Annotated in this window: 22 protein-coding genes; 7 read left to right on the top strand and 15 right to left on the bottom strand. The window is 70.8% G+C overall.

Features of this window, described 5'->3' with window-relative positions; genetic code table 11:
* Positions 1-9: 9 nt before the first annotated feature.
* The 7 genes from cobA to PV734_RS05475 all read right to left on the bottom strand — a co-directional run bounded on the left by cobA (position 10) and on the right by PV734_RS05475 (position 10,609).
* On the bottom strand, positions 10-1,278 hold the full coding sequence (cobA, locus tag PV734_RS05505; RefSeq protein WP_319288865.1) for a uroporphyrinogen-III C-methyltransferase: 1,269 nt from the start codon (positions 1,276-1,278) through the stop codon (positions 10-12).
* Positions 1,279-1,520: 242 nt separating this feature from the next.
* The gene (gene cobT, locus PV734_RS05500; protein ID WP_319288864.1) at positions 1,521-5,276 is read right to left on the bottom strand and encodes a nicotinate-nucleotide--dimethylbenzimidazole phosphoribosyltransferase; all 3,756 of its coding nucleotides are present in this window, start codon (positions 5,274-5,276) and stop codon (positions 1,521-1,523) included.
* A 386-nt stretch (positions 5,277-5,662) separates the two neighbouring features.
* Entirely contained in the window at positions 5,663-6,895 is a 1,233-nt protein-coding gene (cbiE, locus tag PV734_RS05495; RefSeq protein WP_319094033.1) for a precorrin-6y C5,15-methyltransferase (decarboxylating) subunit CbiE, read from the bottom strand.
* Between the two features lie 139 nt (positions 6,896-7,034).
* On the bottom strand, positions 7,035-7,673 hold the full coding sequence (locus PV734_RS05490; protein ID WP_319094034.1) for a GNAT family N-acetyltransferase: 639 nt from the start codon (positions 7,671-7,673) through the stop codon (positions 7,035-7,037).
* A 167-nt stretch (positions 7,674-7,840) separates the two neighbouring features.
* Positions 7,841-8,668 (bottom strand): MetQ/NlpA family ABC transporter substrate-binding protein, encoded by an 828-nt coding sequence (locus PV734_RS05485; protein ID WP_319288863.1) that lies wholly within the window; start codon positions 8,666-8,668, stop codon positions 7,841-7,843.
* 130 nt (positions 8,669-8,798) lie between these two features.
* A complete protein-coding gene (locus PV734_RS05480; RefSeq protein ID WP_415924157.1) occupies positions 8,799-9,500 on the bottom strand; it encodes a methionine ABC transporter permease in 702 nt (233 codons plus the stop codon).
* A 62-nt stretch (positions 9,501-9,562) separates the two neighbouring features.
* Positions 9,563-10,609, bottom strand: a complete 1,047-nt coding sequence (locus tag PV734_RS05475; RefSeq protein WP_319094037.1) for a methionine ABC transporter ATP-binding protein — start codon at positions 10,607-10,609, stop codon at positions 9,563-9,565.
* A gap of 450 nt (positions 10,610-11,059) precedes the next feature.
* On the opposite strand from PV734_RS05475, the gene PV734_RS05470 reads away from it, so the two are divergent.
* Both PV734_RS05470 and PV734_RS05465 read left to right on the top strand, forming a co-directional pair.
* On the top strand, positions 11,060-11,419 hold the full coding sequence (locus PV734_RS05470) for a hypothetical protein (protein ID WP_319094038.1): 360 nt from the start codon (positions 11,060-11,062) through the stop codon (positions 11,417-11,419).
* A 1-nt stretch (position 11,420) separates the two neighbouring features.
* Positions 11,421-11,846, top strand: coding sequence for a hypothetical protein (locus PV734_RS05465; protein WP_319094039.1), 426 nt, complete (start codon positions 11,421-11,423; stop codon positions 11,844-11,846).
* Between the two features lie 81 nt (positions 11,847-11,927).
* Here the strand turns inward: PV734_RS05465 and PV734_RS05460 are convergent, their stop codons facing one another.
* The 3 genes from PV734_RS05460 to PV734_RS05450 all read right to left on the bottom strand — a co-directional run bounded on the left by PV734_RS05460 (position 11,928) and on the right by PV734_RS05450 (position 14,293).
* A complete protein-coding gene (locus PV734_RS05460; RefSeq protein WP_319094040.1) occupies positions 11,928-12,425 on the bottom strand; it encodes a GNAT family N-acetyltransferase in 498 nt (165 codons plus the stop codon).
* A gap of 45 nt (positions 12,426-12,470) precedes the next feature.
* Positions 12,471-12,977 carry a sigma-70 family RNA polymerase sigma factor gene (locus PV734_RS05455; protein WP_319094041.1) on the bottom strand — a complete coding sequence of 169 codons (507 nt, stop codon included), beginning with the start codon at positions 12,975-12,977 and terminating at the stop codon, positions 12,471-12,473.
* A 107-nt stretch (positions 12,978-13,084) separates the two neighbouring features.
* The gene (locus PV734_RS05450; RefSeq protein WP_319288862.1) at positions 13,085-14,293 is read right to left on the bottom strand and encodes a glycerophosphodiester phosphodiesterase; all 1,209 of its coding nucleotides are present in this window, start codon (positions 14,291-14,293) and stop codon (positions 13,085-13,087) included.
* A 323-nt stretch (positions 14,294-14,616) separates the two neighbouring features.
* Here PV734_RS05450 and PV734_RS05445 point away from each other — a divergent pair, with 323 nt between their 5' ends.
* The gene (locus PV734_RS05445; protein ID WP_319094043.1) at positions 14,617-15,306 is read left to right on the top strand and encodes a lysophospholipid acyltransferase family protein; all 690 of its coding nucleotides are present in this window, start codon (positions 14,617-14,619) and stop codon (positions 15,304-15,306) included.
* 105 nt (positions 15,307-15,411) lie between these two features.
* On the opposite strand, the gene PV734_RS05440 is transcribed toward PV734_RS05445, so the two are convergent.
* From PV734_RS05440 to PV734_RS05420, 5 genes are all read right to left on the bottom strand, one after another.
* A complete protein-coding gene (locus tag PV734_RS05440) occupies positions 15,412-16,944 on the bottom strand; it encodes an MFS transporter (RefSeq protein WP_319288861.1) in 1,533 nt (510 codons plus the stop codon).
* Positions 16,941-17,492, bottom strand: coding sequence for a helix-turn-helix domain-containing protein (locus PV734_RS05435; RefSeq protein ID WP_319094045.1), 552 nt, complete (start codon positions 17,490-17,492; stop codon positions 16,941-16,943). The genes PV734_RS05440 and PV734_RS05435 overlap by 4 nt, the downstream gene beginning before the upstream one ends.
* A gap of 90 nt (positions 17,493-17,582) precedes the next feature.
* The gene (locus PV734_RS05430; protein WP_319288860.1) at positions 17,583-18,560 is read right to left on the bottom strand and encodes an aldo/keto reductase; all 978 of its coding nucleotides are present in this window, start codon (positions 18,558-18,560) and stop codon (positions 17,583-17,585) included.
* 268 nt (positions 18,561-18,828) lie between these two features.
* Positions 18,829-20,259: an argininosuccinate lyase gene (argH, locus tag PV734_RS05425; protein ID WP_319094047.1), complete on the bottom strand. Its 1,431-nt coding sequence runs from the start codon at positions 20,257-20,259 to the stop codon at positions 18,829-18,831.
* An 87-nt stretch (positions 20,260-20,346) separates the two neighbouring features.
* On the bottom strand, positions 20,347-21,540 hold the full coding sequence (locus PV734_RS05420; protein WP_319288859.1) for an argininosuccinate synthase: 1,194 nt from the start codon (positions 21,538-21,540) through the stop codon (positions 20,347-20,349).
* Positions 21,541-21,749: 209 nt separating this feature from the next.
* Between PV734_RS05420 and PV734_RS05415 the strand changes: the two genes are divergently transcribed.
* The 4 genes from PV734_RS05415 (at position 21,750) to PV734_RS05400 (ending at position 25,607) form a co-directional block, all read left to right on the top strand.
* Complete coding sequence (locus tag PV734_RS05415; RefSeq protein WP_319094048.1) at positions 21,750-22,625, top strand: hypothetical protein; 876 nt, start codon at positions 21,750-21,752, stop codon at positions 22,623-22,625.
* A gap of 140 nt (positions 22,626-22,765) precedes the next feature.
* The gene (locus tag PV734_RS05410; RefSeq protein WP_319094049.1) at positions 22,766-23,353 is read left to right on the top strand and encodes a pyridoxamine 5'-phosphate oxidase family protein; all 588 of its coding nucleotides are present in this window, start codon (positions 22,766-22,768) and stop codon (positions 23,351-23,353) included.
* Positions 23,354-23,356: 3 nt separating this feature from the next.
* Positions 23,357-24,061 carry a L,D-transpeptidase family protein gene (locus PV734_RS05405; protein ID WP_319288858.1) on the top strand — a complete coding sequence of 235 codons (705 nt, stop codon included), beginning with the start codon at positions 23,357-23,359 and terminating at the stop codon, positions 24,059-24,061.
* Positions 24,062-24,224: 163 nt separating this feature from the next.
* Positions 24,225-25,607, top strand: a complete 1,383-nt coding sequence (locus tag PV734_RS05400) for a ferredoxin reductase family protein (protein ID WP_319094051.1) — start codon at positions 24,225-24,227, stop codon at positions 25,605-25,607.
* Positions 25,608-25,615: the final 8 nt, after the last annotated feature.

The following is a 25,615-nucleotide window of genomic DNA, read 5'->3' as shown; positions in this document are numbered from 1 at the left end:
TACCGGGGGTTACAGCAATGTCGTCAGACCTGCCTCCGGACCTGTCTCCGGACCTGTCCTCGGGCCTACGTTCACGACCGCGCCGATCACGATCACCGCGGGGGGCTTCACGTCCTGAGTACGGACCGTCTCGCCGACCGTCGAGAGGGTCGCGTCGACGCGGCGCTGGGCCGCTGTCGTGCCCTCCTGGACCAGTGCGACCGGGGTGTCCGGGGACTTGCCGTGCGCGACCAGGGTCTCCGCGATCCGGCCGATCTTGTCGACGCCCATGAGGACGACGAGCGTGCCGGTCAGTTTCGCGAGGGACTGCCAGTCCACGAGGGAGCGTTCGTCGTCGGGGGCGACATGGCCGCTGACCACGGTGAACTCATGGGCGACCCCGCGGTGCGTGACCGGGATACCGGCCGCGCCCGGGACGGAGATCGAGCTGGAGATACCGGGGACGACCGTGCAGGCGATGCCCGCCTCGGCCAGCGCCTGGACCTCCTCCATGCCCCGGCCGTAGACGTACGGGTCGCCGCCCTTGAGCCGTACGACCCGCTTGCCCAGCTTCGCGTGTTCGATCAGCGCGTTGTTGATGGCCTCCTGGGCCATGTAGCGGCCGTACGGGATCTTCGCGGCGTCGATCACCTCGACGTGCGGGGGCAGTTCGGCGAGGAGATCGCGCGGGCCGAGCCGGTCCGCGATGACCACGTCCGCCTCGGCGAGCAGACGGCGGCCCCTGACCGTGATCAGGTCCGGGTCGCCCGGGCCGCCGCCGACCAGCGAGACGCCGGGGGCGCGGGTGCGGTGGTGGGGCGCGACGAGGGTGCCGTCGCGCAGGCCCTCGACGACCGCGTCGCGGATCGCGGCGGTGTGGCGGGGGTCGCGGCCCTTGGCGTCCGTGGTGAGGACGGCGACCGTGACGCCCTCGCTGTGGCCGGTGGCCGGGGTCCAGGCCGTCGCGGCGTCGGCGTCGTCGGAGCGGACGCACCAGACGCGGTGGCGTTCGGCTTCGGCGGAGGCGTGGGCGTTGGCCTGTGCGTCGTCGGTCGCGATCAGGGCGTACCAGGCGTCCGCCAGGTCGCCGTCCGCGTACGGGCGGCGCTCCCAGGTGAGTTCGCCCGCGTCCGCCATCGCCTCCACGGAGGGGGTCGCCTCCGGCGAGACGAGGAGGATGTCCGCGCCCGCCGCGATGAGGGCGGGGAGGCGGCGCTGGGCCACCTGACCGGCGCCCAGGACCACGACTCGGCGGCCGGTGAGGCGGAGGCCTACGGGGTAGGCGGGGTGTTCGGCCATGGGGGTGCGGCTCCCTCTTGCGGGTCGTTCTGATCAGGGGCCTGGGGTTTGGGGGCGGGCCCTGACGTGCGCATTTTACGGTGCGGGTGAGGTGAGGGCTCGGGGCGGGTTTCTCTTCCCCAGCCCCGCCCCTTCCCGAAAAGCGGGGGCTTCGCCCCCGGACCCCCTTGTACGTGCGGGTCCGCTGTTGGCTGTGCCCACCCGTTCCGCCCTGCGGAACGACTGCCCACAGCCAGGCCGGGCTACTTCTCCGTGACCCCCGCCGAGTCGAACGTCGCCACCTCGTGCATCGCCCTCGCCGTGCTCTGGACCAGGGGGAGGGCCAGCAGCGCGCCCGTGCCCTCGCCCAGGCGGAGGTCCAGGTCGACCAGGGGGCGCAGGCCCAGCTTGTTCAGGGCCGCCACGTGGCCCGGCTCCGCGCTGCGGTGGCCCGCGATGCACGCGGCCAGGACCTCGGGGGCGATCGCGCGGGCCACCAGAGCGGCGGCACCGGCGCTGACGCCGTCCAGGATCACCGGCGTACGGAGTGAGGCACCGCCGAGGAGCAGGCCGACCATGGCCGCGTGTTCGAAGCCGCCGATCGCCGAGAGGACACCGATCGGGTCGGCAGGGTCCGGCTGGTGGAAGTCGATGGCGCGGCGGACGACCTCGGTTTTGCGGGCGAGGGTCTCGTCGTTGATGCCGGTGCCCCGGCCGGTGACCTCGGCGGGGTCCGTGTCCGTGAAGACGGAGATCAGGGCCGCGGACGCGGTGGTGTTCGCGATGCCCATCTCACCCGTGAGCAGGGCCTTGTTGCCGGCTGCCACCAGGTCGCGGGCCGTCTCGATGCCGACCTCGATGGCCGCCCTGGCCTCCTCGCGGGTCATCGCGGGGCCGGTCGTCATGTCGGACGTGCCCGCTCGGATCTTGCGGGGCAGCAGGCCGGGGGTGGCGGGCAGGTCCGAGGCCACGCCCACGTCGATGACGCAGACCTCGGCGCCCACCTGGTTCGCGAAGGCGTTGCAGACCGCGCCGCCACCGAGGAAGTTGGCGACCATCTGGGCGGTCACCTCCTGCGGCCAGGGGGTGACGCCCTGGGCGTGCACTCCGTGGTCACCGGCGAAGATCGCGACGGCCGCGGGTTCCGGGATCGGGGGCGGGCACATGCGGGACAGCCCCGACAGCTGCGCGGAGATGATCTCCAGCATGCCGAGCGCGCCCGCCGGTTTCGTCATGCGCTTCTGGCGTTCCCACGCCTCGCCGAGCGCCTTGGCGTCCAGCGGGCGGATGTTGGCGACCGTCTCGGCGAGCAGGTCGTGCGGCTCCTCTCCGGGCAGTGCCCGGCGGCCGTACGTCTCCTCGTGCACGACCCACGACAGGGGGCGGCGCTTGGACCAGCCCGCCTGCATCAGCTCGGGCTCCTCCGGGAACTCGTCGACGTAGCCGACGCAGAGGTAGGCCACGACCTCCAGGTGCTCGGGCAGGCCCAGGGCCCGGACCATCTCGCGCTCGTCGAAGAAGCTGACCCAGCCGACGCCGAGGCCTTCGGCGCGGGCGGCGAGCCACAGGTTCTCGACCGCGAGGGCGGAGGAGTAGGGGGCCATCTGCGGCTGGGTGTGCCGGCCGAGGGTGTGACGGCCGCCGCGGGTCGGGTCGGCGGTCACGACGATGTTCACCGGGGTGTCGAGGATGGCCTCGATCTTCAGTTCCTTGAACTGCTTCGCCCGGCCCTTGGGCAGCGACTTGGCGTAGGCCTCCCGCTGCCGCGCGGCCAGTTCGTGCATCGTGCCGCGGGTCTCCGCCGAGCGGATGACGACGAAGTCCCAGGGCTGCGAGTGGCCGACGGACGGCGCCGTGTGGGCCGCCTCCAGCACGCGCAGCAGTACGTCGTGCGGGATCGGGTCGCTGCGGAAGCCGTTGCGGATGTCCCGGCGCTCGCGCATCACCCTGAGCACGGCCTCGCGCTCGGCGTCGTCGTAGCCGGGAGCGGCCGGGCCCGGAGACTCCCGTACGTCCTCCACCGCGGCCCCGCTCTCCTGCCGGCTCTCCTCCTGGTCGGCAACCCTGGTGTCCAGGTCCTCCGCCCGCTGTGCCACCTCGGCGGCATCGAGGTCGGGGACGGCTTCGGGTTCCTCGATCAGGATCACCGGCAGCGGGTCGGCGGCCGGGGCATCGGCCTCCGTCACTGATTCCGAAGCCGCTGGTTCCGGGATCTCGGACTCGGTGGGCCGCGCCGACTCCGGCTGCTGAGTCCCTGGTTCGGACTCGGTCACGGGCTCGGTCTCAGCCACGTACCGGTCCTCCGGGACCAGGACGAGGGCGTGCGGGGGCGTCGGGGCCAGGTGCGGGGCGGTGGGCACGGCGCCGTCGACGGGGACGAACCGGCCTACCGGGTCGGCCTGCAGGGCATCGACGAGGAGCGGCTCGGTCGGCGGGTGGGGCTGGTCGACCGGCTCGGTCGCCTGCGGCTCGGCGGGCGCGAGGGGCTCCTCGGCCGCAGCCTCTGCGGGTTCCTCGGCGGGGGGCGCGGGCTCGGCCGGAGCGGGTGCCTGGTCGCTCGGGGCGACCGGTGCGAGTACGGGATCGGGCGCGGGTTCGGGTGCGGGTACTGCCGGTGATTCCGCGACCAGCGAGAGAGGCACCTCGACCTGGGTGTGCCCGGCGGTCTCCAGGACGGGAGCGGGCTCCTCCTCCGGCGCGGCCTCGGATCCGGGGTCCGCGAGCGGAGCGGACTCGGTCAGCTGCACGGCGGCCGCGTCCGCCGGTTGGGACGCCGGGTCCACGAGGTGGTCAACCGGGGGTGCCGTGGCGGCGGGCGGAGACTGGAACTCGCCCACGGGGATGCTCGGTGCCTCGACGTGAGCGTCGGAGTCCTCGTCCCCTGCCTGCGGCTCGCTCTCGGGGGCGAGATACGGGACGACCTGCGGGGGCGTCTCCGGGTGGAACTCGGGGCCGGGCTCGGGGGCGAAGTGAGCCTCCGGTGCCATCGGGGCGTCCTGCGGGACCCACGCGTCCGGTACGACGGCCGGAGCGGCCGGGACGGGTTCCGCCTCCGGTACGGCGATCAGGGCGTCCTCGGGCTGCGGCGCGGCACCCTCGGCCTCTTGCGGATCCAGCGGTTCCTGCGCGATCTCGGGGGCCACGGAAGGCGCCGGGAAGGCGACGTCGGCCTCGGGCCCCCCGGGGGCGGGTACCGCCAGGGCGGGGTCCGGGATGGGGGGAGCCTCGAAGGCGTACACGTTCTCCGGCGAGTGGGCCGCGGGGGCGACGGCGGCCTCGGGCGCCTCGTAGGCGCCCTCCGGTCCCTCGTACGACGCTTCCGGAGCCGTCTCCTGGAGCGTCGGGTCGGGCTCCGCCGGGTCCGGGATCTCGGCCGCCTCGGGGGCCTGTTCCGGGATCAGGGTCTCGGACTGAACCGGAACAACCGTTTCCGCAGGGTGCGCCGTCTCGCTCACCGGCGGCGGGGCCGCGGCGGCCTGCACCGCTGTGTGCGTCTGGGCCCGGTCGCCCCAGGGAGCGGCGCCCTGCGGGGCGGTTTCGGCGAGCAGCGGCGCCGCGTCGAGGTATTCGGGGACGGGGGCCTGAGCGGGCGTACCGAACTGGCGTGCCGGTGCGGGCATGCCCGCCGGGCCCCGGTCGGCGAGGGAGCGGACCGGGCTCGCGGAGGCGTCGGGGGTCGGCGGGCCGAGGTGCAGCGGGCGGCGGGGCGCGACCGGCGCCTGGACGGCGGAGGCCTGGGTCGCCAGACGGACGGCGCTCAGGTCGACCGAGCCGCTGTCGCGGCCACCGGTCTCGTGCGGGCCGGGTTCGTGGACGGCCTCGACGACGGGCGCCGGGGTGGGTGGAGCGACCTCGTTGCCCCACGCGCTCTGGGCGCCCGGGAGCAGCAGCAGGTCTTCGTCCTCGGCGGTGGTCTCGGAGAGGTAGGTGTACGCACCGTGCGCGGCAACGCCCGGCTGTTCCACCATGCCTGCGTTCTCCGGCAGTCCCTCGGCCGGGACCTGGCCGGTGTCGGTCATGCGAACCCCTCGCCCATCGGTTAGTGCTTCTACGACCGGTTCACCCGTTACGGCTCACCGATCGCCCCGTAGTGAAGAACGAGCATGCGTGCCCAGCGGCACGAACGACCCGTCCCAGAAAGACGACAAAGCCACTAACTGGCATTGTCGCCATCAACTGGCATTCTTGCGGCCGTTCCGCCGTAGCGGCAGCTTGATCCGCCACAGTCCGCTGTGGACTGCGCCACGTTGCGCGCCCCACCGGTTCCGCCGTACCACACTCACCCCAAAACGGGCGCGCTTTCCGGACATTGGGCTACGAAGTGCCGGGCCACCGAGTGCGGTACAACGGTCGGCCAGCCTACCGCGCGCAGTACGACAACAGGATCACGGGACGGCAACCGGCGTCAGGCCGCACGGTCGGGCAGCACTCCGCTGAGCAGGAACGCGACGCTCCGTTCCGTCTCCGTCCAGGCCCGGGTGTCGAGTTCGACGGACTGGAGGAGGGCACACTCGACCTGGTAACCGTGTTCGGTCAGGTCGCGGCCGATGAGTTCGGCGGCGTCGCGGGTCGCCGCGTGCGTCACGATGCGCTGCGGACGCCGGTCGGCGACCGCGGAGACCACCGCCGCTCCCCCGCCGCCCACGCGGACGACGTCGGGCTCGGGGAGGTCCTCCAGGATGTGCGGGGCCTCGCCGCGCACGATCTGGAGCTGGACGCCGAAGCGACGGGCGGCGAAGTCGGTGCGGGCGCAGGCGTCCACGTTCCGGTCGACGGCGATGACGGCTGCGCCGCTGCGGGCCGCGTCGGTGGCGAAGGCTCCGCTGCCGCAGCCGATGTCCCAGACGAGGTCGCCCACGCGCGGTCCCAGCCGGGCGAGTTGGGCGGCCCGCAGCAGCTCCGTCTCACCGTCACCGGGGACGGGCGGACCGCCCGCGCTGGAGCTGTGGCCGTACGCCTCGGTGGGCAGGGCCCAGCCGCGCGGGCCCGCCGCCGGGTCGCGGCCGGCGAGCCAGCCGCTGTCCCCGCTCGCGACGGCCGGGCCGATGACGATGACGACGTTCGGGTTGCGCCAGATGCGGTCGGCGGCCTTGTCGGAGGTGAGGATCGTGATCTGTTCGCGCTCGGTGCCCAGTTCCTCGCAGATGACGAAGGTGCGGTGCACTCCGGCGAGGAGCAGGCCGAGTTCGGCGGGGCCGGCTCCGGGTGAGGTGAGGACGGCGACCTTGGCGTGGGCGCGGCAGACGTTGACCGCGCGGCGCAGGGTCCGGCGGTGGGCGACGACCACCTGGGCGTCGTCCCAGGGCATGCCCGCGCGGGCGAACGCGGTGGCCACCGGGGACACCGCAGGGACGACCTCGACCTCCAGGCCGAACTCGGGGTCGCGCAGGGTGCGTACGACGCCGAAGAAACCGGGGTCTCCGTCTGCGAGGACGACGGCGGTGCCGCGGTGGCCGGCGATGCGGCGGGCGGCGAGGGAGACACTGCCGAGGCGGACGCGTTCGGCGGCCGGGGGCACTTCGGGGAGCGCGAGATGGTGCGCGGCGCCGGCCACCAGCGTGGCGGCTCCGAGGGCGGAGCGCGCCGTGGCGGTCAGGGGCGAGCCGTCCCAGCCGATCACCGTGACCCGGTCGGCCATCGTCGTCAGTCTCCAGAGGGTTCGCGCGCGTCGTCGGGTGGCCGGGGGAACCCGGTGGGGCGATCCCCTGGGGGTCGGCCGCAGGGGGCTCAGTGAGGGTATCCGGTGTCCCGGAGTGGCCGGCGGTGTCCCCCCGGGTTCAGTTCCAGTCGGAGTACGACGTGAAACCGCTGGAGTCGGCCAGTTCCTCGCCCGCTCCTTCGAGGTCCTCGGGGAGGAGGCTCCATACGATGAAGTCGGTGCGTACGTCGGTCCAGGTGCCGTCCTCGGTCCGGACGTGGGCTATACAGGCGCCCCTCAGGACGCCCTCGCTGATACAGCCGATCTTCTGGGCGACCTGCTGGGAGGCGGTGTTGTCGGCGGCCGTGCGCAGCTCGACGCGCTCGAACTTCTGGTCGCCGAGCACCCATTGGGAGGTGGCGAGCGCGGCCTCGGAGGCGTAGCCCTCGCCGCGCGCCCAGGGGGCGATGACGTACGAGAGTTCGGTGGACCGGATGTGCCAGTTCGTCTTGGACAGCTGGACGACGCCGACCAGGCGCTGGGTGAGGAACTCGGTGACGGCGAGGTCGAGGCCACGGCCCTCGGTGCGTTCGGCGGGCGCGTACTCGTTGATCCAGGTGCGGGCCGCGTCCTCGGTGAAGGGCTGGGGGACGTCGGTCCAGGCGGCGACCTGTTCGTCGTTCATCATCTCGGCCAGTGCGGGGATGTCGTCCTCGTCGAGAGGGCGCAGCACCAACCGCTCCGTGCTGATGGAGATGTTGGGGAAGGTGCTCGTCATGCGCCACTCCGTAACCTTCGGAACCCCCGAACCTGCGGGGCCTGCTGAACTGCCCAGCATGCAGCATGCGGCGCCGGAACCGCATCACGGGGTCCACGCCCGGTGAGGGAGCGGACCCCGTACGTGTCGGTACGTACCGAGGTGGCAGGTGACCGAGGGCGGCCGGATCAGAACGACGGGATCACGGCGCCGTCGTACTTGTCCTCGATGAACTTCCTGACCTCGGCGGAGGTGAGCAGCTTGGCCAGCTTCGCGACCCGGGGGTCGTCCTTGTCGGCCTTCTTCACGGCGAGGAAGTTGCCGTACGGGTTGCCCTTGGGGGACTCCGAGACGAGGGCGTCGTCGGCGGGCGAGAGGTCCGCTTCGAGGGCGTAGTTGCCGTTGATCACCGCGGCGTCCACATCGTCGAGGGAGCGCGGGGTCAGGGCCGCTTCCAACTCCTTGAACTGGAGGTTCTTGGGGTTCTCCGCGATGTCCTTGGGGGTCGCCTCGTTGCCGACGCCGTCCTTGAGGGTGATGATCCTGTTGGCGTCGAGGAGCTTCAGGGCCCGCGCCTCGTTGACCGTGTCGTTCGGGACGGCGATGGTGGCGCCGCTCTTCAGTTCGTCGGCCGACTTCAGCTTCTTCGAGTAGAGGCCGAGCGGCTCCAGGTGGACGGTGACGACCGGCACGATGTCGGTGCCGTTCTTCTTGTTGAACTCGTCGAGATATGGCTGGTTCTGGAAGTAGTTGGCGTCCACGGACCCGTCCTCGGTCGCCGGGTTCAGCGTGACGTAGTCGGTGAACTCCTTGACCTCCAGGTCGAGGCCCGCCTTCTTGGCCAGGTTGTCCTTGATGTAGGTGAGGATCTCGGCGTGCGGGATCGTGCTGGCGCCGACGACCAGCGGGCCGCTGGTGTCGGAGGCGGAGTCCTTGTCGGAGCCGCAGGCCGTGAGACCCAGGGTGAGGGCTCCGGCAGCGAGGGCGGTGACGGTGAGCTTTATGGCGTTACGCACGAAAAGTGCCTTCCATGTGGGTGTGTCTGTCCCCGAGATGGGTGGTTCGGGGACATCCGCGGGTGGGGTGGGATGGGTGAAGGGGGCTCCACGGGTTCCGGGGAGCCGTCGGACAACCGCCGGGCAGCCGTCAGGCGGCCTTGCCTACGTCCGCCGTGGCTGGTTCCTCGGTCCCGGCCGAACTGGGCTTCGCTCTGAACAGCCGGAGTGCGGGCGCCGCCCCGGAACCGCCGCCGCGTCGGTGCAGCCTGCGGGCCGCGAGGTCGCCGGCGAACTGGATGACCGAGATGACGACCGCGAGGATCGCCACGGTGATCCACATCAGGCCGTTCTCGAACCGCTGGAAGCCGTAGCGGATGGCGATGTCGCCGAGGCCGCCCGCGCCGACCGTGCCGGCCATCGCGGAGTAGCCGATGAGGGCGACGACGGTCGTGGTGGCCGACGAGATCAGCGAGGGCAGGGACTCGGGTACGAGAACCCGGCGGACGACGGTCCAGGTGTTGCCGCCCATGGCCTGCACGGCCTCGACGAGCCCGGGGTCCACCTCGCGGACCGCGGTCTCGACAAGACGTGCGAAGAACGGGATCGCGCCGATGGCGAGCGGCACGATGGCGGCCTCACGGCCGATCGTCGTGCCGGTGATCGCCCGGGTGAAGCTCATCAGCGCGACCATCAGGATGATGAACGGCATCGAGCGGGCGACGTTCACGACCTGCCCGATGACCTTGTTGGCGATGACGTTCTGCAGCAGCCCGCCGCGGTCGGTCAGGACCAGCAGGACGCCCAGCGGGAGCCCGCCGACGACGGCGATCAGCGTGGACCAGCCGACCATGTAGAGGGTGTCCCAACAAGCCTGCTCCAGCAGGGGCTGCCTCGCCGAGAACTCAGCCCAGGTCACTTGGCACCGTCCTTCACCAGTACGGACTCCTGGTCCGCCGCCCGCTCGACGACATCGATCTGCAGACCCTGCTCGCGCAGGAAGCCGACCGGCACGACGTTCTCCTCGTAGCGGCCCGGGAGTTCGATGCGCATGCGGCCGACCTGCCTGCCCGCGACGGTGTCCATCGCGGCGCCGAGGATCGAGATGTCGATGTTGTAGGTGCGCGAGAGCTGCGAGATGACGGGCCTGGCCGCCGCGTCGCCCTGGAAGGTGACGTCGATGACCGTGCGGTCGTCCCCGGACGCCTCGCCGCCGACCGGGAAGAGGGCGGCGGCCAGTTCGGAGCCGGGGGTGGCGAGCAGCTCGCTGACGGTGCCCGACTCGGCGATCCGCCCGTTCTCCATGAGCGCGGCCGAGTCGCAGATGGACTTCACGACGTCCATCTCGTGTGTGATGAGCAGCACGGTGAGCCCCAACTGCCGGTTCAGGTCGCGCAGCAGCTGGAGGACCGAGCGCGTGGTCTCCGGGTCGAGGGCGCTGGTCGCCTCGTCGGAGAGCAGCACCTTGGGGTCGCCGGCGAGGGCGCGGGCGATACCGACGCGCTGCTTCTGACCTCCGGAGAGCTGGGCAGGGTAGGCCCTGGCCTTGTCGGAGAGACCGACGAGGTCGAGCAGTTCCAGCGCCTTGCGGGACCGTTCCCGGCCCGACGTACCGAGGATTTCGAGCGGCAGCTCGACGTTGTCCTGGACGGTCCGGGAGGAGAGCAGGTTGAAGTGCTGGAAGACCATGCCGATACGACTGCGCGCCCGGCGCAGCTCCCGGCCCGCCCTGGGTCCGCGCCCGGCCAGGGCGGTGAGGTCCTGCCCGGCGACGGTGACGGTGCCGGCGGTGGGGCGTTCCAGGAGGTTGACGCAGCGGATGAGCGAGGACTTGCCGGCGCCGGACTGGCCGATGACGCCGAACACCTCTCCTTCGCGGACGTGCAGGTCGACGCCGTCGAGGGCGGTGACTTCACGACCGCGTGAGCGGTAGACCTTCGTGAGGCCGGACGTGGTGATCACAGGGGTTTCCATCACTGTCGAGTGCGCGGGCGTGGGTGTGCCCGGACACGGGAGGGGGGAGGTGCGCGACCCGGGTCGGTCCCATACGGACGACGGCCTGTGTATGAGTCGGAGGAGTCATACGGCTGCGGCGCACGGACATGCCACGGCGGAGCACTTCGGGGCGGGCCCCCATGGGTCGGGGGGCGGCGTGGGGCCCTCTAGAAGGCGCACATTCGACACATACAACGAGCACCGGGCGTCAGGGTCGCCTCGGTCGCAAGGATGCGGCTGCTCGAAGTGGTCATGCGATCAGTAAAGCAGACGTATGGACACGGCCAAGAACGCATGTCTCACGTCCGTCCACATCATGGACAGGCAAGGGCGCGAGTCAGCCATCCGTCTCGCCGGTCGGGTGTGGGGCGCGGGGCCGACCGCACCTGGTGTTTTGGGCCGTAATAGGGTCGCGGCATGCTTGACGCCCTGACGGTCGCGACCGCCGTCGCCGCTCTCGCGCTCGCCGCCTGGTGCGGCTGGGCCGCCTATCGCGATCAGCCCACCAAGGACTGGCACTTCATCGGCATGGGCGTGGTGACGCTGCTCACCGTGGTCCAGTTGGTGGTCGGCATCGTCCAGCTCGCCCGGGGCCAGAAGCCGGAGCAGGGCACGACGATCTTCGTGGCGTATCTGCTGGGCGCCCTGGCGTGTGTGCCGGTGACGGGGTTCATGTCGCTGGCGGAGCGCACCCGGTGGGGCTCGGTGACGGTAGCCGCCGGCGGTGTGGTGCTGGCCGTGCTGGAGGTGCGCCTCTATGACATCTGGGGAGGATGAGATGGCCATGACGCAGGAGAAGCCCGCGCGGAAGCGGCTCATCGGCGGGCCGGGGATGCTTCTGGTCTGGTTGTACGGCGTGATGGTCGTCGGTGCGGTGTCGCGCTCCGCCGTGCAGATCTCGACCGAGTTCGGGCACGCGCCGCTCGCCTACTCGCTCTCGGCTGTCGCCGGCCTGGTGTACGGGTTCATCACGTACTCGCTGGTGCGGGGCGGGGAGACGGCGCGACGCGCTGCGCTGGCCTGTTGCGCCGCGGAGCTTGTCGGGGTGCTGGTCGTGGGTACGTGGACCTTGGTCGAGCCGTCCGCGTTTCCCGACTCGACCGTGTGGTCCGACTATGGGATGGGGTATCTGTTCATCCCTGTGCTGCTGCCCGTCTCGGCGATGTACTGGTTGCGCAAGGCGCGTTCGACCGAGGTCGGCTGAGGTTTACTGCGCGACCGCGGGTTCGTCGTGGCTTGTCGCGCAGTTCCCCGCGCCCCTTCGGGGGCGCTCCTCCGAGACTTCTCAGGCGGTTGCCGCGTAGGCACCCGCGGGCTTTTCCAGGACGATCATCGGTACGCCGTCGTCGCCCTTGTCCGTGCCCACCGTCTCGTAGCCGACCCGGCGGTACAGGCGCAGGCCCTTGTCGCTGCGGTGGCCGGCGCTGAGGCGGAACCTCTTGGCGCCGCGCTCCTCGGCGAGCGCCGACTCGGCGGCGCGCAGCAGCCGGGCGCCGATGCCGTGGCCCTGGAGACGCGGGTGGACGCAGAGCTTGCCGATGGACGCCGTGCCGTCGGGGTTCGGCGTGCCGCGCACCGAGCCGACCACCTCCTCGCCCAGCCGCGCCACATAGACGCAGTCCGCGCCGACTTCGTCCCGGACGGAGTCCAGGGTCTGGAGGAGCGGGTCGATCCGGTAGTTGCCGTACAGAGCGGCCTCGCTCTGGAAACACAGGTACTGCAGCCGGAAGATCTGCTCGGCGTCCCGTTCAGTCGCCACGGAGATGGTCACGCTCATGCCCATGTGTGCACGCCTCCCGCTCACCTGCTCAGTCGTATGTCCCCACTCCTATCCCCGCCCTTCCCCGGCCGCAACCTCCGGCGTCAGCAAACGACGGAGACATCCCAGGCATCTGGAACGTTCCGGACCAAGACTTCCCTGTGAGATACCCAACTCCCCCGCGATTTCCCGGTAGGTGAGGTCCTTCGGCGACAGCAGCGCCTCCAGCAGGCTCGGGCAGCGGCCGGGCAGCCGACGCACCGCGTCCCGCAGCGCACGGTGCCGGGCCGCGGTGAGGGCGAGCTGCTCGGGGCCCGGTGCGGCGTCGGCGGCGGGCTGATCGCCGTACGGCCGCTCGACACGGGCGGTACGGCGACTGCGGCGGGCCTCGGAGCGGACGGCCCGGCGGAGCCAGTTGTGCGGGTCGGTCGGCGGACCGTCGGAGTCGAGGCGTTCCAGGAGGCGCAGCCAGACCGCCTGTTCGAGGTCGCTCGGCTCGGCACCGTAGGCATATGCCTCCGCGGAGGCCTCGGCGGCGAGCAGGGGGCGCAGGGCGGAAACCATGTCGTGGGTCATATGCGGCACGACGCGACCGCCCCGGCGGGAGGTTGCCGGAGCGGCCCGTTGTCACTCCAACCGGGGTGGCGTGGTCAGCCGTTGACGCCCGCAGACCCCTCGGCGCCTCAGTCGTTCAGGAAGTCCGCGCGCGCCAGCACGCCCGTGTCCGCGTTGTCGGTGAAGACGCCGTCGATGCCCGTCGCGAAGTACGTCCGGTACGCGCCGAAAACGTCTCCGTAGGCGTCCGCGTCCGTGCCCTTGCGGAAGTTCGCCGGGAGGAAGGGGTTCTCGTTGCGCATGGTGTACGGGTGCAGGACCAGGCCCGCCTTGTGCGCGTCCGCGACCAGGGTGGTCGGGGAGGTGAGCGCACCCGCCGCGTCCTTCGGGATGACCAGGTCGAGGGTCGGGCCGATGCCCTGCGCGTACGCGGCGATCCCCTTGAGGCCGGCCGGTGTGATCAGGTCGGCGACCGTGCGGGGGTCGCCGGTCGTCACGAAGTCCCAGGGGCGGGTGTTCGCGGCCGAGAGGAGGACGACGAGCGGGTTGTCCACCAGCCGGTTCAGGCGCTGGATGCTGGTCGGTTCGAAGGACTGGAGGATGACCGGCGAGTTCTTCCTGTCCTTGCCGTGCTTCTTCAGGAGCTTCGCGACCCGCTCCTCCAGGCCCAGGCCGAGTGCCCGGAAGTAGGTGGGGTGCTTGGTCTCGGGGTAGATCCAGACCTGCTTGCCGCGCTTGCGGGTCTGCTCGTCCTGCCAGCGGAGGACCTCTTCGAAGGTGGGGATCTCCCAGCGGCCGTCGTAGAGAGTGTTGTGCGGACGGTTGGCCGGGATGCGCTCGATCGCGCGCAGCGTCTTCAGCTCGGCGAGCGTGAAGTCCTCGGTGAACCAGCCGGTGACGGAGACCCCGTCCAGAACCTTGGTGGTCCTGCGGCCGGCGAACTCGGGGTGATCGGCAACGTTGGTCGTCCCGCCGATCTCGGGCTCGTGGCGGCAGACGAGGTGACCGTCCCTGGTGGGGACCAGGTCACCGGCCTCGACGATGTCCGCGCCCAGGTCGAGGGCGAGTTGGTACGAGCCGAAGGTGTGCTCCGGGCGGTAGCCGCTGGCACCCCGGTGGCCGATGATCGTCGGTACGGGCAGGCTCTTCAAGCCACTGCCTCCGTGCTTCACGTCCCGGTGCGTGTCCCGCCCGGCACTCTGGGCGTCGGCTCGCGCCGAGCCGGGCAACCCGACGACCGCGCCGCCCGCACCCAGCATCGCGGCCCCGAGCAGCGCCCGCCGCCCCGTCCCCGCGGACTCCCCCTGCGCATGTCCGTTCGACTCCAGCGTGCCCATGAGCGCCTCTCCTGCCGCACCGTCATCTGTCCAAGCGGACCGATCGTAGGTGCGTGTACATGACGGCAGGGAGACCTCGGACGGAACACGCGGGTGACGCCGGATGCCGGCATCCCCTCGGGCGAGACGGGTACGCGGGCAGTGTGTTTCGTACGACTCGCGCGATCTCCGTCACATTCGTGGCGGTCCGTCACATGACCGCAACACCGTGCCACCGCAGGTAAACGCGGGTCAACAGTGCGTAAGTAGTCGGTGAACCCGATGTGCACTACCCCCCGAGGCGCGAGTATCGTCCTCACCTGCACAGACTTATACCGAATCCCTTGACACCGGAGGGCCTGTTGTCCCGCTTCGCGCTCATCAAGGCAGTGCTCGGACCGATCATGCGCCTGATGTTCCGCACACGGGTGGAGGGTGTGGAAAACATCCCGGGGGACGGTCCGGTGATCCTGGCCGGCAACCACCTCACGTTCATCGACTCGATGATTCTTCCGCTGGTCTGCCATCGGCAGGCCATGTTCATCGGCAAGGACGAGTACGTCACCGGCAAGGGCCTCAAGGGCCGTCTCATGGCCTGGTTCTTCACCGGTGTCGGCATGATCCCGGTGGACCGGGACGGGGCCCACGGCGGTGTCGCGGCGCTGATGACCGGTCGCCGGGTGCTGGAGGAGGGCCGCGTGTTCGGGATCTACCCGGAGGGCACGCGCTCCCCCGACGGCCGTCTCTACCGCGGTCGCACCGGCATCGCCCGGCTGACCCTGATGACGGGCGCGCCGGTGGTGCCGTTCGCGATGATCGGCACGGACAAGCTGCAGCCGGGCGGGGCGGGGATGCCCCGGCCCGGGCGGGTGACGGTGCGGTTCGGCGAGGCGATGGAGTTCTCCCGGTACGAGGGGATGGACCGGGACCGGTATGTGCTGCGGGCTGTGACCGACTCGGTGATGACCGAGGTCATGCGGTTGTCCGGGCAGGAGTACGTGGATATGTACGCGACGAAGGCGAAGGCCGCGTAGGGGTGTTGGGGGTTCGTCGTCGGGTGCGGGTTCGTCGTGGCTTGTCGCGCAGTTCCCCGCGCCCCTGAAAAGGGCGCCCTGCTCACCCGGCGCGATCAGCCCCCGTCAGGAGGGGTCGCCCCGGCCCGCCAGTCGTTGTCCCTTCAGCAGGACCCAGGCCGCGCCCGCTGCTGCCAGTAGGACCACCGCGCCCACGCCCGCCGCCAGGGCGATTCCGTCGGTGAAGGCCTCGCGGGCCGCGTTCAGCAACGCCTCGGCGGTGTGCTTCGGCAGGCCTGCCGCTGCTTCGACCGCGCCGCCCAGTGATTCGTGGGCCTCGGCCGGAGTGCCCGTGGGGGCGTCGAAGTTCCGGTAGGCGCCGGTCACGATCGAGCCGAGCAGAGCGATGCCCAGGGCGGCGCCCAGTTCGTACGCCGTTTCCGACACCGCGGCTGCCGCGCCCGCCTGTTCCTTGGGGACGCTCGCCAGGATGACGTCCGAGGTCACCGTGAACGAGAGGCCCGCGCCCACACCCACGACCAGCAGCGCGGCCCCGAGCAGCGGATAGCCGGTCGACTGGTCCACCAGGGTGAGCGCCGCCAGGGCGAGACCTATGGCCGCGAGGCCGACCGAGACCACGGCCCGTACCGAGTAGCGCCGGGCCGCCGAACCGGCGAGCAGACCAGCCACCACCGCGCCGATCGCCGCGGGCAGTTCGGCGAGGCCCGCCTCCAACGGCCCCCGCCCCTGCACGAGTTGCAGGTACTGCGAGAGGAAGAACACCAGCCCGGACAGTCCCAGGATGGTCAGCAGGTCGGCGAGTACGGCCCCGCTGAATCCCCGGTCGCGGAACAGCCGCATGTCCAGGAGTGGGACGGGCAGGGTGAGTTGCCGGCGCACGAAGCCGTACAGAGCCGCGCCGCCCAGGACTGCCGCGCCCAGCGCCGGCCACGAGAACCCGTGTGACGCCGCCTCCTTGATGCCGTACACGATGCCGACCATGCCGACGAGCGACAGGGCGACGCTGCGCAGGTCCCACGGGCCCGGCGACGGATTGCGCGACTCGGGGAGCAACCTGATGCCGACGAGGACGAGGACCGCCATCACCGGCAGGTTGATCAGGAAGACCGAGCCCCACCAGAAGTGTTCGAGCAGGAAACCGCCGACGACCGGGCCGACCGCGGTACCCGCGGAGGCGGTGGCACCCCAGATGCCGATGGCGAGGCTGCGTTCGCGCGGGTCGTGGAAGAGGTTGCGGATCAGGGCGAGCGTGGCCGGCATCAGGGTCGCACCCGCGACACCGAGCAGCGCCCGCGCCAGGATCAGCAACTCCGGTGTCGTCGCGTAGGCGTTCAGGACGGACACCGCGCCGAACGCGGTCGCGCCGACGAGCAGCAGCCGCTTACGGCCGATGCGGTCGCCGAGGCTGCCCATGGAGACGAGCAGGCCCGCGATGACGAACGAGTAGACGTCGCCTATCCACAGCAACTGCGTGCCGGACGGCTTCAGGTCCTCGCTGATGTAGGGGGTCGCGAGACCGAGGACGGTCGCGTCGACGGCCACCAGCAGCACGGCCAGCACGAGGACGGAGAGCGCGAGCCAGCGGCCCGGACGCCTCTCTTCCTCCGTCGCGTAGGCCGGCCGCAGGGTGCTGGTCATGATTCCTCTCTCCTTAGTGCGCCGCCGAGCAACAGTTCGACGATCATGTGGTGGAAGTCCTTGGGGGCGACCCGGCCCTCGCTCACGGCCCAGGCGCCGGAGGCCATGAGCCCGTAGAGCGCCTCGGTGAGCCACGCCGGTGTGAGGTCGATGCGGAACTCGCCGCCCTGCTGGCCGCGCCGGAACAGGGCGGCGATGGCGGTGTCGATCCGGGCCCAGCCCGCGTTCTGCTCCTCGCCCTCGAACAGCTGGTTCTCGGTGTAGAGGAACGCGAGCAGTCCGGCGGCGGGTTCGAGCTCCCGCACCAGGCGGCGCACGGCCTCCTGGGCGGCGCCGTCACCAAGCCGAGCGGCCGTCAGAGCCGACTCGCACTCCTCGATGCCGAGCTCTTCCAGAGCCCGTACGAGTGCGTCCCGCCCGGCGAAGAGGCGGTGCAGCGTGGCCCGGCTGATTCCGGCCGCCTTGGCGACCTCGTCCATGGTGGACGTGGATTTCCGGGTGAGGAGTGCGGCTGCGCTGCGCAGCACGTGTTCACGGTCGACGGCCATGAGACAACAATAACCCATGTGAGACATCATTGTCTCATTGAAGGCGTGTGCGTGTCAGAGCTACTCGCTCGATCAATCTCAATGAGGGCCTCAGTGCCAGGGCAGCTGCCCGCGCCGCTCCCAGTAGGCGGACGGTTCCTCGGCCAGTGCGGCCAGGCGCGACAGCTGGTCCTCGTCGAGGTCGACGACCGCCGCGTGCAGATTCGAGGCGAGCTGGCCCGCCGTGGCCGCGCCGGACAGCACGACCCCCGCCCACGGCTGCCGCAGGACCATCGCGAGGGCGACGGCGTCCGCGCCGAGCCCCGTCTCCTCGGCGACCGCCCGCACGGCGTCGGGCGCCTGCCCGGTGGCGAGGCGGCCGTTGGCCATGCCCTCCTTGACGATCACCGTCAGACCGGCCTCGTGGGCCTCGGCCAGTGCGGACCCGGCGGAGGTCTCCAGGACGTTGTACGTCGACTGGACGGTACGGAAGAGGGGCTCGCCGTCGACCGAGACGGCGAGGGCGGCGCGGACGGTTTCGGCCTGGGCGGGGCCGCTGGTGGAGAAGCCGACGGTCAGGCCCTCCGCCGCGGCCTCGGCGAGACGGGCGTGGAGTTCCTTGTCCGACAGGGCCGGGCTCTCGGGGGTCAGCGAGTGGATCTGGTAGAGGTCCAGACGGGCGCCGAGCAGCTGTGCGGATTCGGCGCGCTGGCGCTCGTACGTCGTGAGGCTGTGGTCCTTGACCTCGTGCCGCTCGGCGTCGGTGGTCCAGTCGGCGGTGTAGGTGTAGCCCCACTTGCTGCCGATCACGACGTCGTCGATGTCGGGGTGTGCGGCCAGCCACTCGGCGAGGAACTCCTCGGAGCGGCCGTAGGAGCGGGCGACGTCGAAGTAGCGCACGCCTTGGGCGTAGGCGGCGTCGAGGAGTTCGTGGGTGCGGGCGCGGAGCGAATCGACGCTGCGGTGCTCCGCGAGGCCGAGGTCTTCGTCCCGGTTGAGGTTGATGTAGCCGGGGCGGGCGACTGCGGCGAGGCCCAGTCCGAGGTGGCAGGTGGGGGTTGTCGCTGTGGCCAGTCGGGTGAAGGGCATCGCGGGTTCCGTTCGGTCGGGTCCGGTACGGCTTCCGACCAACGTAACCCGCGATGACCTTTGGGGGGGTGCTGCGGGCGGGGCGCCGGGGGTTTCGCCCCCGCCGCCCCTACCCGTCCCATCCCCAGGGGCTGTGCCCCTGCGACCCCCTTCGCCTCGGAGCTCGGGGGATCTGTTTTTCGGCGGGTGCGGGTCGATCGTGGTTGCTCGCGCAGTTCCCCGCGCCCCTGAAGAGGCCTGCGGCTCTTCAGGGGCGCGGAGCCGATTGCTACTTCGTCTTGGCCGTTGCCCATTCGTGTTGGGCCGCCACGTCCGCCTTCACCTCTGCCAGCTGGATCGCCACCGCGCTCGGGGCCGTGCCGCCCCTGCCGTTGCGGGAGGCCAGGGCGCCCTTGACGTTCAGGACCGTGCGGACCTCGGGGGTGAGGTGGGCGCTGATCTTCGCGAACTGGTCGTCGGTGAGGCCGTCCAGCTCGACCCCGTCCGCCTCGGCGGCCTTCACGCACTCGCCGGCGACCTCGTGGGCGACCCGGAAGGGCACCCCCTGCTTGACCAGCCACTCGGCGATGTCGGTGGCCAGGGAGAAGCCGGCCGGGGCCAGTTCCTCCATGCGCTCGCGGTGGATCGTGAGCGTGGCCATCATGCCGGTGAAGGCGGGGAGCAGGACCTCCAGCTGGTCGCAGGAGTCGAACACCGGCTCCTTGTCCTCCTGGAGGTCGCGGTTGTAGGCGAGGGGCAGCGCCTTGAGGGTGGCCAGGAGGCCCGTCAGGTTGCCGATCAGGCGGCCGCTCTTGCCGCGCGCCAGCTCCGCGATGTCCGGGTTCTTCTTCTGCGGCATGATCGACGAGCCCGTGGAGAAGGCGTCGTGCAGCGTGACGAAGGAGAACTCCTTCGTGTTCCAGATGATGATCTCCTCGGCGATCCGGGAGAGGTTGATCCCGATCATCGCCGTGACGAACGCGAACTCGGCGACGAAGTCGCGCGAGGCCGTGCCGTCGATGGAGTTGCCCACGCTGCCGTGCTCGAAGCCGAGGTCCTCGGCGACCGACTCCGGGTCCAGGCCGAGCGACGAACCGGCCAGCGCGCCCGAGCCGTACGGGGAGACCGCCGTGCGCTCGTCCCACTGGCGCAGGCGCTCCGCGTCCCTGGACAGGGGCTGGACGTGGGCCAGGACATGGTGGGCGAACAGGACCGGCTGGGCGTGCTGGAGGTGGGTACGGCCGGGCATCGCCACGTCCGGGTGGGCCTCCGCGAGGCCGATCAGCGCGTCCTGGAGGTCGGCGATCAGGCCGCCGATCGTACGGGCGTGGTCCCTCAGGTACATACGGAAGAGGGTCGCGACCTGGTCGTTGCGCGAGCGGCCGGCGCGGAGCTTGCCGCCGAGGTCGGGACCGAGGATCTCCAACAGGCCGCGTTCCAGGGCCGTGTGGATGTCCTCGTCGGCCTCTGTGGGGACGAGGGTGCCGTCGGCGAGGTTCGCTTCGAGCCGGTCCAGGCCGGCCAGCATGCGCGTCAGCTCGTCCTGGGTGAGCAGACCCGCCTTGTGCAGCACGCGCGCGTGGGCACGCGATCCGGCGATGTCGTAGGGCGCGAGCCGCCAGTCGAAGTGGACGGACGCGGACAGCTTGGCCAGGGCCTCGGCGGGACCGTCGGCGAACCGGCCGCCCCAGAGCCGTACGTCACCGCTGTTGCTGCTCACTTGCGTTGCTCCTCGGAAAGCAGGGGGTTGATGTGCCACCGCCTCCCCTCCCGCGTACGGGAGGGGAGGCGGCAGCAACGGTATCGGTTACGCCTGGTCGCGCTTGGCCGCGATCTTCGACGACAGGCTGTAGATGTCGATGAAGCCCTTGGCGGCGGCCTGGTCGAAGGTGTCGCCCGTGTCGTACGTCGCCAGGTTGAAGTCGTACAGCCCGGTGTCGGAGCGCCGGCCCGTGACGACCGCGCGACCACCGTGCAGGGTCATCCGGACATCGCCGTTGACGTGCTGGTTGGCCTCGTTGATGAAGCCGTCCAGGGCGCGCTTGAGCGGGGAGAACCACTGGCCGTCGTAGACCAGCTCGCCCCAGCGCTGCTCGACCTGGCGCTTGTAGCGGGCGAGTTCGCGCTCGACCGTGACGTTCTCCAGCTCCTGGTGGGCCGTGATCAGCGCGATCGCGCCCGGGGCCTCGTACACCTCGCGGGACTTGATGCCGACGAGACGGTCCTCGACCATGTCGATCCGGCCGATGCCCTGGGCGCCGGCCCGCTCGTTCAGCTGCTGGATCGCCTGGAGGACGGAGACGGGCTTGCCGTCGATGGCGACCGGGACGCCTGCCTTGAAGGAGACGATCACCTCGTCGGCCTCACGCGGGGTGGCCGGGTTCGAGGTGTACTCGTAGATGTCCTCGATCGGGGCGTTCCAGATGTCCTCCAGGAAGCCCGTCTCGACCGCGCGCCCGAAGACGTTCTGGTCGATGGAGTACGGGGACTTCTTGGTGGTGGCGATCGGGAGCTGCTTCTCCTCGCAGAAGGCGATCGCCTTGTCGCGGGTCATCGCGTAGTCGCGGACCGGGGCGATGCACTTGAGGTCGGGGGCGAGGGCCACGATGCCGGCCTCGAACCGCACCTGGTCGTTGCCCTTGCCCGTGCAGCCGTGGGCGACCGTGGTGGCGCCGTGCTTCTGGGCGGCGGCGACGAGGTGCTTCACGATCGTCGGCCGGGAGAGGGCGGAGACCAGCGGATAGCGGTCCATGTAGAGGGCGTTGGCCTTGATCGCCGGGAGGCAGTACTCCTCGGCGAACTCGTCCTTGGCGTCGGCCACTTCGGCCTCGACCGCGCCGCACGCGAGGGCGCGCTTGCGGATGACGTCCAGGTCCTCGCCGCCCTGGCCGACATCGACCGCGACCGCGATGACCTCGGCGCCCGTCTCCTCGGCGATCCAGCCGATGGCGACGGAGGTGTCCAGACCGCCTGAGTAGGCGAGTACGACGCGCTCGGTCACGGGTTTTCTCCTCACAGTGCATTCGCTGACATGCATGAGTATGCAGGACTCTGCATGGTTCGTCAATCTCGGGAAATTTTCTTACGGATGTTTGCCGAGCCTTTGAACACGCGAAACCGCTTACCCGTACTTCACGCCAGACGCAGGCGCCGCGTCTGTAAAGCGAGTTGAACCGCACAGCCACCCCCTGACCCGAGTGAGGCATCCGCATGTCCAGGGCTCTTCCGAAGTACAACAAGCGTCGTGTGGGCATCATCGGCGGCGCCGCCGCAGTGGCTCTGTCCGGCGCGATCGTGGCCGGCTCCGCCCTTGCCGGGGAAACGTCCAACAACAACACGACGGCCCAGGCGACCACCAAGGCCGCGGTCCCGACGGTGAACTGCCCGGCCGTCGCGAACAGACTGCCCGCGATCCCCGCGTCGGCGAAGGCCGAGGTCGACCGCAACCTCGCCCTGCTGAACACGCAGATCGCCGAGGCCAACAAGCGCATCGTCGACACCCAGGGTCAGGGCGGCCCCAACTTCATCGCGAACGCGATCACCGGCCCGCTCAAGGACAAGCGCGTGGCGACCATCAACCGCATCGCCACCGCCATCGGCCGCACCGCCGCCAAGCCGGTCGGCCTCGACGCCCTGGCGCCCTGCACCCTCAACGGTGCCGTGGCGGCGGGCGGCAACCAGGCGGGCGGCAACGCCGGCAACACGGGGAACACCGGGAACGCGGGCAACAACGCCAACGCGGGCAACGCCGGTAACGCCGGTAACGCGGGTAACGCGGGCAACAACGGCGGCGCCGGCACCATCAGCTGCCCGGACGTGGCCTCGAAGCTCCCCGCGATCCCGGCGTCGGCACAGGCCGAGGTGACCCGTAACCTCGCCCTGCTCAACACGCAGATCGCCGAGGCCAACACGCGGCTCGTGAACACCCAGGGCCAGGGTGGCGCGAACTTCGTCCAGAACGCGATCCTCGGTCCGCTCCAGGGCAAGCGCGAGTCGACCATCGACCGTATCGCCATCTCCATCGGCCGCACCGCGGCGAAGCCGACGGGCCTGGGCTCGCTGGCTGCCTGCACGTTGAACAAGTAAGTGACGTGACAGGCACTGTGGCCGCCCCGAAGCAAACGCCGGCCGGGGCGGCCGCGGTCCTGTACCTCCTGACCACGTGATCAGGAGACGTCACCAAAACCGTTAGACAGTCGAACGACTTTCCCGGACAATGACCGGTCATGGGAAAGACCTACGAGCGCATCGACGGCCGCCTGCGAACATTCATCGAGGCGCAGCCCCTCTTCTTCACCGCGACCGCCCCGCTGTCCGGCGACGGCACGGTCAACCTCTCCCCCAAGGGCCTCAAGGGCTCCTTCGTGATCCTCGACGAGCTGACCGTGGCGTATCTCGACTTCGCGGGCAGCAACGCCGAGACCGTCGCACATCTGCGCGAGAACGGCCGGATCACCCTCATGTGGTGCGCCTTCGACGGCCCGCCGAACATCGTCCGGGTGCACGGCCGCGGTGAACCCGTCTTCCGCGACGACCCGCGCTTCCCCGAACTCCTCGCCCGCTTCCCGGACATCGACGCCACCGCGCACGGCCTGCGCGCGATCATCGTCGTACGCGCCGAGCTCGTCCGGGACAGCTGCGGCTACGCGGTGCCCCTCATGTCGTACGACAGCGACCGTGACCTGCACGGCAAGCGCTTCGCGCGCGAGGACGACGCCACGCTCAGCGCCTACTTCGAGAAGAAGGACCACATCGCGACGAGCCTGGACGGCCTACCGGGGCTGCCGTTGCCGCTGCCGCCCAGTACCGTCTGAGCCATGCGTCCCGGAGCCGCCGTCGTCCTCGCGTCCGCGTCCCTTCTCGTGCTCGCCCCCGGTGCCCCTCCCACGGCCGCGCCGCCGCTGCCCGCCCTGCTGGCCGACACCGGCGGCGGCTCCCAGCTGATCACGGCTCAGGCGCCGCGCGCGAAGGCGAACTCGGGCACGCTCACCTGGTGGGACCTGCGCGACGGGACATGGACGAAGGCCGGCTCCGCGCCCGCCCGCTTCGGTGCGAACGGGCTCGTCCAGGGTGACCACCGCAGACAGGGCACGAACACCACTCCCGCCGGGCTGTACGACCTGCCGTACGCCTTCGGCATCAAGGAGGCGCCGTCCGGTACCAAGGTCACGTACCGGCCCGTGCTGCGGAACTCCTGGTGGTGCGAGGACAACGACTCGCGCTCCTACAACCGCTGGACCGAGCCCCGCCCCGCCGACTGCCGGGCCACCGAGTCCGAGCACCTGATCGCGTACCCGCAGCAGTACGCGCACGCGTACGTCATCGGCTTCAACTACGCCACGCCGGTGCGCAAACGCGGCGCGGGCATCTTCCTGCACGTCAACGGGCGGGCGGCGACGGCCGGCTGTGTGTCGGTGCCGGCGGACGCGATGCGGGCGATCCTGGCGTGGGCCGATCCGGACCGTCGGCCGCACATCGCGATCGGTACGTCGCGCGGGCCGACGGCCATCGTCCGCTACTGAGCACCACCGGCTGTCGCCCCGTGGGTGTTACCGGCCGTCACCCCTATTTAACTGGTCTTTAACTGTGGACCTGTCGGGTCACTGAACACTCGGCGGTCGTGGCACGTATCTGAGGGCCAAGGGGGCCAAGCCTCTCGACTAGACCCCGTCCCACGGAGGAACCGTGACCACCACGATCGCAGGCGGACGTGCCGCGCGGCGCCAGACGATGCGCCGCATCCGACCCCGCCGCTCGCCCGCCGTGCCGCTGCTGCTCGTCGTAGGAGCGGGCGCGGCCGGAGTGATCTGGCTGTGGTGGAACAACACGGCCTCCCTCGCCGACACCACCGCCCAGATCATCGCGGCGGGCCGGATCACCGGTCTGCTCGCCGGCTACCTGATGGCACTGGTGGTGCTGCAGATGGCCCGGGTGCCCGCGCTGGAGCGCCGGGTCGGGTCGGACCGGGTGGCCCGCTGGCACGCGATGAGCGGCCGGTACACGCTCTCCCTGGTCGTGGCTCACGTCGTCCTCATCATGTACGGGTACGCCCTCCAGGCCGGGAAGACGTTCGGCGACATCGTCCAGCAGACGGTGGACTCGGTGAACCAGCTGCCCGACATGGGCAAGGCGGCGATCGGCACGGGCCTGCTGGTGGTCATCGGGCTCAGCTCCATCGGCCCGGTCCGGCGGATGATCCCGTACGACCTCTGGTACCACGTGCACCTGCTGACCTACGCGGCCACGTTCCTGACCTTCTGGCACCAGCTGTCCACGGGCAACGAGTTCGTCGTGGAGCCGGCCGCGAAGACCGCCTGGTACGCGCTGTACGGCTCGGTGACCGCGCTGGTCCTCTGGTACCGCATCGTCACGCCGATCCGGCTGAACATGCGCCACCGGCTGCGGGTCGAGGCGGTCATCGAGGAGACCCCGGGCATCGTGTCCGTGCTGATGAGCGGCCGGAAACTGCACCGGATGGGCGCGGAGGCGGGCCAGTTCTTCCGCTGGCGCTTCCTGGCCCCCGGTATGCGGTTCAGCTCACACCCGTACTCCCTGTCGGCGGCCCCCCGGCCCAACATGCTGCGGATCACCGTGAAGGCGATCGGCGACCACAGCTCGGCCCTGCGTGGGCTGGAGCCCGGCACCCGGGTGTGGGCGGAGGGCCCGTACGGCGCCCTGACCGCCTCCAAGCGCAGCCAGGGCAAGGTGCTGCTGGTGGCCGGCGGTGTCGGCATCACCCCGATGCGGGCCCTGTTCGAGACGCTGCCCGGCGCGGCGGGTGACCTGACCCTGCTCTACCGGGCCAACAGCACCCAGGACCTGGCCCTGTGGGACGAGCTGGCGACGATCGCCAACGAGCGCGGCGCCCGTCTCATGTACGCGGTGAACAGCCCCGACGGAGAGCGCCCGGACATCTCGCCGGAGTCGCTGCGCCGGAAGCTGCCGGACATCGACGACCACGACGTCTTCCTGTGCGGGCCGCCCGGCTTCGCCCAGGGTGTGTACGAGGCATTGCGCGGCGCGGGTGTTCCGGCGCGCCGTATCCACCACGAGTCGTTCGAGATGTGAGCGACGGG

It is taken from the genome of Streptomyces sp. AK08-02 (genome assembly GCF_033795085.1).
Classification (GTDB): domain Bacteria; phylum Actinomycetota; class Actinomycetes; order Streptomycetales; family Streptomycetaceae; genus Streptomyces; species Streptomyces echiniscabiei.
This window is presented reverse-complemented; position numbering and strand designations above follow the sequence as displayed.

What these genes read in the sequence shown, in the direction of transcription:
- cobA (WP_319288865.1), bottom strand. Translation starts at nt 1,278, where the DNA reads ATGGCCGAACACCCCGCCTACCCCGTAGGCCTCCGCCTCACCGGCCGC.
- cobT (WP_319288864.1), bottom strand. Translation starts at nt 5,276, where the DNA reads ATGACCGACACCGGCCAGGTCCCGGCCGAGGGACTGCCGGAGAACGCA.
- cbiE (WP_319094033.1), bottom strand. Translation starts at nt 6,895, where the DNA reads ATGGCCGACCGGGTCACGGTGATCGGCTGGGACGGCTCGCCCCTGACC.
- PV734_RS05490 (WP_319094034.1), bottom strand. Translation starts at nt 7,673, where the DNA reads ATGACGAGCACCTTCCCCAACATCTCCATCAGCACGGAGCGGTTGGTG.
- PV734_RS05480 (WP_415924157.1), bottom strand. Translation starts at nt 9,500, where the DNA reads ATGGTCGGCTGGTCCACGCTGATCGCCGTCGTCGGCGGGCTCCCGCTG.
- PV734_RS05470 (WP_319094038.1), top strand. Translation starts at nt 11,060, where the DNA reads ATGCTTGACGCCCTGACGGTCGCGACCGCCGTCGCCGCTCTCGCGCTC.
- PV734_RS05465 (WP_319094039.1), top strand. Translation starts at nt 11,421, where the DNA reads ATGGCCATGACGCAGGAGAAGCCCGCGCGGAAGCGGCTCATCGGCGGG.
- PV734_RS05460 (WP_319094040.1), bottom strand. Translation starts at nt 12,425, where the DNA reads ATGGGCATGAGCGTGACCATCTCCGTGGCGACTGAACGGGACGCCGAG.
- PV734_RS05455 (WP_319094041.1), bottom strand. Translation starts at nt 12,977, where the DNA reads ATGACCCACGACATGGTTTCCGCCCTGCGCCCCCTGCTCGCCGCCGAG.
- PV734_RS05450 (WP_319288862.1), bottom strand. Translation starts at nt 14,293, where the DNA reads ATGGGCACGCTGGAGTCGAACGGACATGCGCAGGGGGAGTCCGCGGGG.
- PV734_RS05440 (WP_319288861.1), bottom strand. Translation starts at nt 16,944, where the DNA reads ATGACCAGCACCCTGCGGCCGGCCTACGCGACGGAGGAAGAGAGGCGT.
- PV734_RS05435 (WP_319094045.1), bottom strand. Translation starts at nt 17,492, where the DNA reads ATGGCCGTCGACCGTGAACACGTGCTGCGCAGCGCAGCCGCACTCCTC.
- PV734_RS05430 (WP_319288860.1), bottom strand. Translation starts at nt 18,560, where the DNA reads ATGCCCTTCACCCGACTGGCCACAGCGACAACCCCCACCTGCCACCTC.
- PV734_RS05415 (WP_319094048.1), top strand. Translation starts at nt 21,750, where the DNA reads ATGTCCAGGGCTCTTCCGAAGTACAACAAGCGTCGTGTGGGCATCATC.
- PV734_RS05410 (WP_319094049.1), top strand. Translation starts at nt 22,766, where the DNA reads ATGGGAAAGACCTACGAGCGCATCGACGGCCGCCTGCGAACATTCATC.
- PV734_RS05405 (WP_319288858.1), top strand. Translation starts at nt 23,357, where the DNA reads ATGCGTCCCGGAGCCGCCGTCGTCCTCGCGTCCGCGTCCCTTCTCGTG.